Origin of the sequence: Blastococcus sp. KM273129 (assembly GCF_021698995.1) — a bacterium.
Classification (GTDB): domain Bacteria; phylum Actinomycetota; class Actinomycetes; order Mycobacteriales; family Geodermatophilaceae; genus Blastococcus.
In genome coordinates this window covers 1-9,227 of the sequence record NZ_SSXB01000114.1, presented here as the reverse complement: position 1 = coordinate 9,227, position 9,227 = coordinate 1, and the positions used below count along the sequence as shown (strand labels likewise).

8 protein-coding genes are annotated in these 9,227 nt (G+C 75.6%); 4 read left to right on the top strand and 4 right to left on the bottom strand.

The window, feature by feature from the left end; translation table 11 throughout:
- Window positions 1–203: 203 nt before the first annotated feature.
- Genes E9565_RS20530 through E9565_RS20520 form a run of 3 tightly spaced genes read right to left on the bottom strand, consistent with a single transcriptional unit; the run spans window position 204 to window position 2,044 of the window.
- Complete coding sequence (locus E9565_RS20530; protein WP_236828458.1) at window positions 204–410, bottom strand: zinc-ribbon domain-containing protein; 207 nt, start codon at window positions 408–410, stop codon at window positions 204–206.
- Window positions 411–426: 16 nt separating this feature from the next.
- Window positions 427–1,002 carry a hypothetical protein gene (locus E9565_RS20525; protein WP_236828457.1) on the bottom strand — a complete coding sequence of 192 codons (576 nt, stop codon included), beginning with the start codon at window positions 1,000–1,002 and terminating at the stop codon, window positions 427–429.
- A gap of 46 nt (window positions 1,003–1,048) precedes the next feature.
- Window positions 1,049–2,044, bottom strand: coding sequence for a YihY/virulence factor BrkB family protein (locus E9565_RS20520; RefSeq protein WP_236828456.1), 996 nt, complete (start codon window positions 2,042–2,044; stop codon window positions 1,049–1,051).
- A 157-nt stretch (window positions 2,045–2,201) separates the two neighbouring features.
- On the opposite strand from E9565_RS20520, the gene E9565_RS20515 reads away from it, so the two are divergent.
- From E9565_RS20515 to E9565_RS20500, 4 genes are all read left to right on the top strand, one after another.
- Complete coding sequence (locus tag E9565_RS20515; RefSeq protein ID WP_236836612.1) at window positions 2,202–3,641, top strand: sodium/glutamate symporter; 1,440 nt, start codon at window positions 2,202–2,204, stop codon at window positions 3,639–3,641.
- Window positions 3,642–3,695: 54 nt separating this feature from the next.
- A complete protein-coding gene (locus tag E9565_RS20510) occupies window positions 3,696–3,950 on the top strand; it encodes a hypothetical protein (RefSeq protein WP_236828454.1) in 255 nt (84 codons plus the stop codon).
- A 332-nt stretch (window positions 3,951–4,282) separates the two neighbouring features.
- Window positions 4,283–6,409, top strand: a complete 2,127-nt coding sequence (locus E9565_RS20505; protein WP_236836611.1) for a DEAD/DEAH box helicase — start codon at window positions 4,283–4,285, stop codon at window positions 6,407–6,409.
- Window positions 6,406–7,620, top strand: a complete 1,215-nt coding sequence (locus tag E9565_RS20500; RefSeq protein ID WP_236836610.1) for a 3-deoxy-7-phosphoheptulonate synthase — start codon at window positions 6,406–6,408, stop codon at window positions 7,618–7,620. Before E9565_RS20505 ends, E9565_RS20500 begins: the two co-directional genes overlap by 4 nt.
- Before the next feature lie 77 nt (window positions 7,621–7,697).
- On the opposite strand, the gene E9565_RS20495 is transcribed toward E9565_RS20500, so the two are convergent.
- Window positions 7,698–9,227 (bottom strand): HNH endonuclease signature motif containing protein (locus E9565_RS20495; protein ID WP_236836609.1); only part of this gene is annotated, 1,530 nt, incomplete at its 5' end.

Here is a 9,227-nt window from a genome sequence, read left to right as displayed (position 1 = left end):
GACCATCGGGCTGGACGACGTCGAGGAGGCGTTCCACAAGATGCACGCCGGCGACGTGCTGCGCTCCGTGGTGGTGTTCGGCGAGTGAGCGCCCGCATCCGGCCGGTGCCCGCGAGCCGCGGCCGGGCCGGCGGGACCGGCACCCGGCGCCGGGTCCCCGCAGTCTGACGACGCGTCGCCCCCTCGGAGCGGACGGGATCGGCTCACACCTCGACGGCGGCGCCGCAGACGCCGCACACCTCCAGCTCCCGCCGCTTCCAGCGGGCCACCGGCACGAAGAACAGCGAGAACTGCCGGTACTGCCGGACCCGCGACCAGCGGCTCGTGGTGTGGCAGTTCGGGCAGGTGCGGGTCGCGCCGGGGCCCAGGTGCTCGCGCTTGGTGCCGAAGCCGAGGAGCAGGAACACCACGCCACCCCCGGGCCGGTCAGCCGTCGGCCGAGCGCTGCCGCTCGATCCGGTCCAGCACCGTCGTGCGTCCCTCGCCGAGCTCGCGCTCGGCCCGCTCCGCCCGGTCGAGCTGCGACTCCCCGTGCAGCTCGGCCACCCGGCGGCGCGCCTCCGGGGCCTTCATCCCGATGAGCTCGGCGGCCGCGCGGGCCTCCCGGGCAGCGTCGGTGTTCGCCACGTGCTGCTCCCGGCCGGCCTGCTTCTCCCGGTCGGTCGCCCGCCGCTCCGCCGGGGTGAGCAGCTGCCAGGCCGCGTCCGGCAGGTACCGGCGGGTCGTCCCGTCACCGGTGCGGGCGTCCGCGTCGCCGTCGGCGGTGTGCCAGTCCTGCTCGGTCCACTCCTCGAGGTGCCGCTGCGACGCGGTCCGCTCGCCCTCGTGCCGGTAGCCGCCGCCGTGGCCCTCGTACTCGCTGACCAGGAGCTGGCTCTTGCGCGCGCTCCACTGGCCCGGCCGGCCGCCGCGGTCGCCGGCCCTGATCTCCTCCTTGAGCCGGGCGCGCAGCTCCGGGTCGGTGTAGTCGTCCGCGTAGTCCTCCGCCGATCGGCCGCTCATGGGGCCGCCGGTACCCCGGGGCGGCCCCCTCGACTCCGACCAGGTGTCACTCCCCGGGGTGCGGCGGGACGTCGTCGGCGACGACGGCGCCCCGGCTCCCCGCAGGCCGTTCCGGACCCACCGTGGAGTCGCGCGTGGTCTGCCGCTCCGCCTCGGCGTTCACCGCGGCACCGAAGAAGATCAGCAGCACCGTCGTCCAGAGCCAGAACATGCTGATCGCCACGCCGGCGAGCGAGCCGTAGGTGGACTGGTAGCTGCCCAGGCTCTGCACGTAGGAGAAGAACCCGTAGGTCACCGCCAGCCACACGACCGTCGCGAGGACCGAGCCGGGGGTGAGCCACCGCCACCGGGCGCGCGCCCGGGCCGGCCCGAAGCGGTAGAGCACCGCGAGCGCCACGGCCATGAGGGTGGCGAGCGCCAGCCACGAGAGCACGCGGGCGGCGAGCTGGACCGGGCTGGAGGACCCGGCGACCCCGGCCGCGGCGAGCCCCGCGACGGCGAGCAGCGCCGCGAGCAGCACCGCGCCGCCGAGGACGAAGACCAGCGCGAGCCCCACCCGGCGCAGGAAGCCCCGCGTCTCGGGCTGGTGGTAGGCGATGCCGAGCCCGTCGAGGAGGTACACCGTGGCGGTGGTCGCCGTCCACAGCGCGACGACCAGGCCGGTGAGCCCGCGGAGGGTGAGCACGTCGCCCGATGCCGCCGTGATGGTGGTGAGCTGGTCGGTCACCACCGCGTCGAGGTCCGGGGGCAGCACGTCCGCCAGCCCGGAGAGCTGCCGGCGGGCGGTCTCCGGCGTGTTCACGAACCCGTAGATCGACAGCGCCGTCACCAGCACGGGGGCGACCGACAGGACGGCGAAGAACGAGACGCCGGCGCTCTGCACCATGAGCCGGTCGCTGAGCACCTGGCGCGCCACCCGCCGCAGCACCCGCCGCCACCCGGCAGCGGGGATCAGGTGCGGGGAGTGCGCCTCGTGCCCGCGCGCCCCGCCGCGGCGGCCGCGCACCCTCCCGGAGGGGCGCTCACCCCGGACGACGGCCATGACCCATCCCACCCCCGGCGGCGGACGGCCGCAACGGTTCCACCCGCCGGCGCCCGGCCACGGGTTGTGGCCCGACCGCGGAGCCGCCAGGGTGGGGCACGTTTCCCCGGACCCTCGGCGCGACCGGTCCCGACGGACCGCACGGGACGGAGGCACCGTGTCCCCCGACGTCATCGGACTCAGCCTGCTGGTGCTGGGGGTCCTGCTCCTGGTGGCCAAGCTCATCCGGATCCGGTCGCGGATCGCACAGAAGCTCTTCCTCCCCAGCTCGATCATCGGCGGCTTCCTGGCGCTGGTCATCGGTCCCGAGGTGGTCGGCGCGGTGGCCGAGGCCATCGGCGGGGAGGACGCGCCGCTGACCGGCGGCCTCTGGCCGGAGGAGTTCCTCGACGTCTGGGCCTCCCTGCCGGGTCTGCTCATCTCGGTGGTGTTCGCGACCCTCTTCCTCGGTGAGCGCATCCCCAAGGTGAAGGAGGCCGCCGAGCTCGCCGGGCCACAGCTGGCCCTCGGCGTCACCATGGCCTCCGGCCAGTACGTCATCGGGCTGCTGCTCGCCGTCCTCCTGCTCGTCCCCTTCCTCGGGCAGGACCCCATGGTCGGCGCGCTCATCGAGGTGGGCTTCGAGGGCGGTCACGGCACCGCGGCGGGCCTGGGCACCACCTTCGCCGACCTCGGGTTCCCGGAGGGCCAGGACCTGGCGCTCGGGCTGGCCACGGTGGGGGTCGTCTCCGGGGTCGTCGTCGGCATCGCCCTGATCAACTGGGGCGTGCGCACCGGCCGCGCCCAGGTGCTGGAGGACGACGCCAAGACCTCGTTGGCCGAGCAGCGCGGCCTCTACGAGCGCGAGGAGCAGCCACCGGCCGCGCTGATGACCGTGCGCACCGCCTCGGTGGAGCCGCTCGCGATCCACTTCGCGATCGTCGCCGTGGCGATCCTGCTCGGGCTCGGCCTGCTCGAGGCGCTCCAGGCGCTGGAGGCGGCGCTGTGGGCGGACACCGTGGAGCTCTTCGAGTTCGTACCGCTGTTCCCGCTGGCGATGATCGGTGGGGTCGTGGTGCAGAAGGTGGTCGACCGCTTCGACCGCACCGGCATCGTGGACCGCCGGATGATGCTGCGCATCCAGGGCATCGCCCTCGACCTGCTGATCGTCAGCGCCCTGGCCACGCTGTCCATCCAGGCGATCGCGGACAACTGGGTGACCTTCCTCCTCCTCGCGGTCGCCGGCCTGGCGTGGAACGTGGGGGCGTTCGTCTTCCTGGCGCGCCGGATGATCCCGCGGTTCTGGTTCGAGCGCGGCATCGGCGACCTCGGACAGTCCCTGGGTGTCACGGCGACCGGGCTCATCCTCATCCGGGTCGCCGACCCCAACGCCGCCACCCCGGCCATGGAGGCCTTCGGGTACAAGCAGCTGGCGTTCGAGCCGTTCTTCGGCGGTGGGCTGGTCACCGCGGCAGCGCTGCCCCTCATCGCCCAGTTCGGGCCGGTGCCGCTGCTGGTCGTCATGGCCGTGGTCCTGGCGCTGTCGCTCGGCACCGGCATCCTCTGGTTCGGCCGGCGAGCCCCGGCCGAGGAGGCGGCACGGGCCCCGGACGGCTGACCCCGCGTACGCCGCCGGGTTGATCTCCCGGCGACCAGGGCGGAGCCTCGGGCCATGGCGCAGGGCGGCACGACCTTCGGCACCGTCGTCCGGTGGGACGACGACGGCGCGGTCATCGAGGCACCCGACCTCCCGGGCGGCTGCTGGGCCGACGCCGCCGCGGTCGAGCAGAGCACCACCGGCTCGGGCGGCCTGCGGGCCGGCCAGGTGGTGGAGGTGGAGTGGGCACGCCCCGGCGCGCGAGGCCTGCCCTTCCGCGCCCTCCGGGTCGTCCCGCGCAACGACCTGCAGGCGACCGTCGGGGGTTGAACCGCGGGTGCCGCGGCGGCGCCCCGGCCGCCGAGGCGACACGGGGTCTACTGTGGGAGCCGGACCGGCCGCGGGCCAGCATGCCCTCGCCCCTGGCGAGGATGCCCGCTGGTGCGACCGGTGCCCCCGCCGTCGTCCGGCGGGCTGACGGTCCCGAGGGGCCACCGGGGCGCGCGGCCCGGGACGTCGTCCTCCCGCGCAGCCCCGGGGCGGGGCCGGATCGCGGAGCAGCGCACGCCGCGGGGCGGTCCCGCGGCCTCCGCCGTCCGGCCGAGGGGGCCGTGTGCGCGTCCTGCCCGGCAACCGTGCCGGGCAGTGCAGAGGAGGAGTCTGTGGCTCGACCAGCACGGCGCTCGACGGGCGCCCGGCGCGGCGCCCCGCGCGCCCAGCGGCGCGTCCGCGAGGGCGACGTCATCGCGGTGCTCGCCCGCGCCGTCCGCGACGTCGAGGCGGCGGTCAAGCGCGACCGCGTGACGCCGTCGGTGCGCGCCGAGTTCCAGGCGATCGCCCTGGTGCTGCGCGAGGAGCGCGCCCGGGTGCAGGCCGACCAGAGCACCGGCGAGGGCCGCCGCGCCGAGCAGCTGAAGCGGCTCGACGGCATCGCGACGATCCTCGCCACCACCGCCGTCCGGAACTCCGGCCTGCTCGCCCTGCTCGCCGACGACGCCGTCGCCACCGAGGCCGCCCGGTCCCACCGGCGGGAGCTGCTCGCCGCGGCCGGCATCGAGGCGCCCGAGGAGGAAGCCCCGCAGCCGGTGCAGGCCGCCCCGGTGGCCGCCTCCGCCGAGCGCCAGGTGGTGCCGCAGTCGGTCATCTCGCGGCAGCTGGCCAACCCCTTCCTCGCGCCCGACTTCGACGCCGTGCGCCCCACCGCTGTGCGGCCGCGCCGGCTGGCGGGCTGGGAGGTGCTCGAGCCGCTGTTCAACTCCTTCGAGCGGGCCGGTGGCGGCGCCCCGGCGTGCATGCCCCTGCCCTTCCCGACCTCGCAGTTCACCCCGGCGGGCCTGGAGCTGATGCCGCACCAGGGGCAGCTGGTCGCGGCGGCGGCGAACGGGCACCGCACCTTCCTGCTCGCCGACGAGCCGGGCCTGGGCAAGACGGCGCAGTCGCTGCTCGCGGCCGAGGCCGCGCAGGCGTTCCCGCTGCTCGTCGTCGTCCCCAACGTCGTGAAGACCAACTGGGCCCGGGAGGCGGCGCGCTGGGTGCCCCAGCGCCGGGCCACCGTGATCCAGGGCAACGGCGAGAACGCGGACGCCTTCGCCGACATCGTCGTCGTCAACTACGAGGTGCTGGACCGGCACGTGGGCTGGCTGGGCGACTTCGGCTTCGGCGGGATGGTCGTCGACGAGGCGCACTTCATCAAGAACAAGAGCTCGCAGCGCTCCCAGCACGTGCTCGAGATAGCCCAGCGCCTGCGGCTGCGCACCGCGCGACCGCTGCTGATGGCGCTCACCGGCACCCCGCTGATCAACGACATCGACGACTTCCGGGCCATCTGGCAGTTCCTCGGCTGGATCGACGAGGAGAAGCCGCTCGGTGAGCTCATGGAGTGCCTGGAGGCCACCGGCCTGACCCCGGCCGACCCCGCCTTCTACCCGGCGGCCCGCCAGTGCGTCATCGACCGGGGCATCGTCCGCCGGCGCAAGGTCGACGTCGCTGCCGACATCCCCGCCCGCCGCATCGCCGACCTCCCCGTCGAGCTCGACGACAAGGCCGGCCGCTCGATCCGCGCCGCCGAGCGCGAGCTCGCCCGCCGCCTGGTCAAGCGCTACGAGAGCGCGCTGGCCGCCCGCGAGTCGGCCACCGTGGTCGAGGGCATCGACCACGCGCTGGTGCGCAAGGTCGCGGCCTGGGAGCTCAAGGACTCGACCTCGGGCACCGGTGGTGACAACGTCTTCACGATGATGCGGCGGATCGGGCAGGCCAAGGCCGGGCTCGCCGCCGACTACGCCGCGCAGCTGGCCCGCAGCGCCGGCAAGGTGGTCTTCTTCGCCAAGCACATCGACGTCATGGACGTGGCCGAGGAGACCTTCGACGGCATGGGGCTGCGCTACTCCTCGATCCGCGGCGACCAGACGCCGTCGGTCCGCCAGCGCAACATCGACGCCTTCGTCAACGACCCGGACGTCGCCGTCGCCGTCTGCTCGCTGACCTCGGCCGGGGTCGGGATCAACCTGCAGGTCGCCTCCAACCTGGTGCTCGCGGAGCTGTCGTGGACCGACGCCGAGCAGACCCAGGCCATCGACCGCAGCCACCGCATCGGCCAGACCGAGCCGGTCACCGCCTGGCGGATCATCGCCGCGCAGACCCTCGACGCCCGGATCGCCGAGCTCATCGACAGCAAGGCCGGCCTGGCCGCCCGGGCGCTCGACGGCTCCGACGAGGAGATGCAGGGCTCGGCCGACGTCCAGCTCGAGGCGCTCGTCGCACTGCTCACCGCCGCACTGGAGGACCGATGAACGCCGAACCGCTGCTCACCGAGGCGACGCGCGTCGCCGACCTGCTGCTCGAGGTGCAGACCCGCGTCAACCGGCGGATCGACGGCGAGCTCGCCGAGCTGCTGCCCGTCGTCCAGCGGCAGCTCGGTGTCTCGCCCGGCGGCGCGGCCGACCTCTCCGACCTGGTCAACACCCGGATCACCGGCTCCAGCGTCGTCGTGACCCCCGCCGCGGTCGCCGCCGTCGTCCCGGTGCCGGAGGCCTCGGCGGTCACCACGCGGGCCGCGCGGCAGGCGGTGACCGGCATCCTCACCGGCGCCGACCAGCGCCTCGCGGTCATCGCCGGGCCCTGCTCGATCCACGACCCGGAGGCGGCGCTGGAGTACGCCGCCTTCATCGGCCGGATGCGCGAGCGGCACGGCGCGGACCTCGAGATCCTGATGCGCACCTACACGGAGAAGCCGCGCACCGAGGTCGACTGGAAGGGGTTCGCCTACGACCCGTTCCTCGACGGGTCGAGCCGGATCAGCGTCGGGCTGGTCGCCACCCGGATGCTGATGTGCCGCATCACCGCATCGGGCGTGCCGGTGGCCGCCGAGCCGCTGAACGCGCTGACGCCGCAGTACGTCAACGGGCTGGTCACCTACAACGGCGTCGGGGCGCGCAACGTGACCGACCAGACCGCCCGCGAGCGGGTGTCGGGCTTCTCGTCGGTGGTCGGGTTCAAGAACTCGCCCGAGGGCAGCGTGGACTCCGCCATCCAGGCGGTGATGACGGCACGGGCGCCGCACCAGTTCCTCGGCGTCGACGCGCACGGCGTCTCCGCGCAGCTGTCGACGACGGGCAACGGCACCGGCCACGTCATCCTGCGCGGCGCCAAGGACGGCCCCAACTACTCGGCCGCCCACATCGCCGACGCGCGGCGCCGGCTGGCCGCCCGCGGGCTGCCGGAGGCGCTCGTGGTCGACGCCTCGCACGGCAACAGCCAGAAGAACCACCTGCGCCAGATCGACGTCGTCCGCGACCTGGCCGGCCAGATCGCCGGCGGCGAGCAGGCGATCCGGGGCGTGATGGTGGAGAGCAACCTGCTCGCCGGCAGGCAGGACCTCGACCAGCAGCGGCCCGGGGACCTGGAGTACGGCAGGAGCGTCACCGACGCCTGCGTCGACCTGCCGACGACCGAGCAGCTGCTGGCCGAGCTCGCCGAGGCGGCGCGCGCCCGGCGCGGCTGAGACCGAGGCCGGGACGGGACGCGCTCGTACGGTGCTCCGACCGGCGGCTCCAGACCGGCGGCTCCAGACCGGCGGCTCTAGAACGGCGGCGGGGCCTCCGTCGGCGCCGCCCGGGGTGGTGCGGGGAGCGCCGGTTGGGCGGTCAGGTCGCGGAGGCCGGGGGGCCGGGTGGTGCGGGTGACCCCGCTGGGCGTGGTGACCCGCAGGGTGCCGTCGGGCAGCAGCTCGAACCGCCAGCCGCGGGCGAAGGTCTTCAGCCGGTGGTGGGTGCGGCACAGGCAGCAGAGGTTCTCGCAGGCGGTGCGCCCGCCGCGGTCGTGGGGCACCACGTGGTCGGCGTCGGTGCGCGCGGCGGGCCGGCCGCAGCCCGGGTGCCGGCAGGTGCGGTCACGGAGCCGGATGAACCGTTCCTGGGCGGCGGAGGGGTCGTGCCCGGCCACGGCCGCTGGGCGGCCCAGCAGCGGGCAGGCGCAGTCGGCGACCGCGCCGTGCTCCGGGCAGCCGCGGGCAGCGAGCCGGTGCAGCTCGGCGGCGGTCGCGGTGGCCAGGAGCGCGCCGTCGTCGCCGGTGACCGCCACCGCCAGGCTCCCGCCGGGCGGGGCCTGCACGCCCAGGGCGCCGAGCCGGGCCATGAGCTCCCGGAGGTGGCCGGCGGTGATCGGGGCGCCGTTCACGCTCGGCCCCGTCCCGCTGCCGGTGCCGCCCCGCGGGACGCCTCCCGCGGCAGCCGCCGGCCGGCCCAGGGCCCCCAGCGGGGCCACCACCGTGACGTGCCCGGTCATCGCCGGGCGGGAGGTGTCCCACGGCCGCAGCACCAGCGCGGCGTGCGCCTCGGCCCGGAGCACCCCGATCGGGCGGTCGTCGCCACCGGTGCGGGCCAGCTGGGCGGCCTGGTCGATCGCCGACCACATCGCCGCCGCCACCGGCGAGGGCAGCTCGGTGGTCAGCGCCGACAGCCCGTCGGCGGTCCCGCGCACCCGCACCCCGGCCCGCGCCTCGGCCTCGACCCGCCGCTGTTCCGCGAACTCCTCGTCCGCGGCGATCGCGGCGGCCACCAGGCGGGCCCGCAACCGGCCGGACGACATCCCCGCCGCACCCGGCAGCAGGGCGGGGACCACGGCCGCGAGCACCTCGTCCGAGGCGTGCCCGAGCACGCCGGCGAACACCCGCGCGCGGAACCAGTCCAGCTCGCCGGCCGCGCAGGCCGCCCAGACCGCGGGCATCCGCTCCACGAGCGCGTAGGCGTCGTCCAGCACCCCGCTGGCGAACGGCCGGGCGCAGTTCAGCACCGCCGCGAGCTCGTCGGGCAGGAACTCACTCGTCCCCGGCACCGGCGAACCCGGCCCGCGGCGGCGGGCACCGGGGTGCCCGGGAGGCGGGTCGTCGGAGTCGGGCCGGTCGGCGGCCAGCCCCATCACCAGCTCCGCCTCGTAGGCCGCGTCCATGGCCCGGCGCGCCTGCAGCCGCCGCAGCTCGGCGGCCTTCTCCGCCGCGGACAGCACCGCCACCGGCAACCGCGCGACCGTCGGCCGCAGCTCCAGCAGCCACCCCACGAGCGCGCCCTCGAGAGGGCTGCGTCTCAGCTCGGCGGTGGGCACGGCTCGAAC

Excerpts from the sequence above, each read along its gene's own strand:
- E9565_RS20500 (WP_236836610.1), top strand. The coding sequence starts at position 6,406 with ATGAACGCCGAACCGCTGCTCACCGAGGCGACGCGCGTCGCCGACCTG.
- E9565_RS20525 (WP_236828457.1), bottom strand. The coding sequence starts at position 1,002 with ATGAGCGGCCGATCGGCGGAGGACTACGCGGACGACTACACCGACCCG.
- E9565_RS20520 (WP_236828456.1), bottom strand. The coding sequence starts at position 2,044 with ATGGCCGTCGTCCGGGGTGAGCGCCCCTCCGGGAGGGTGCGCGGCCGC.
- E9565_RS20510 (WP_236828454.1), top strand. The coding sequence starts at position 3,696 with ATGGCGCAGGGCGGCACGACCTTCGGCACCGTCGTCCGGTGGGACGAC.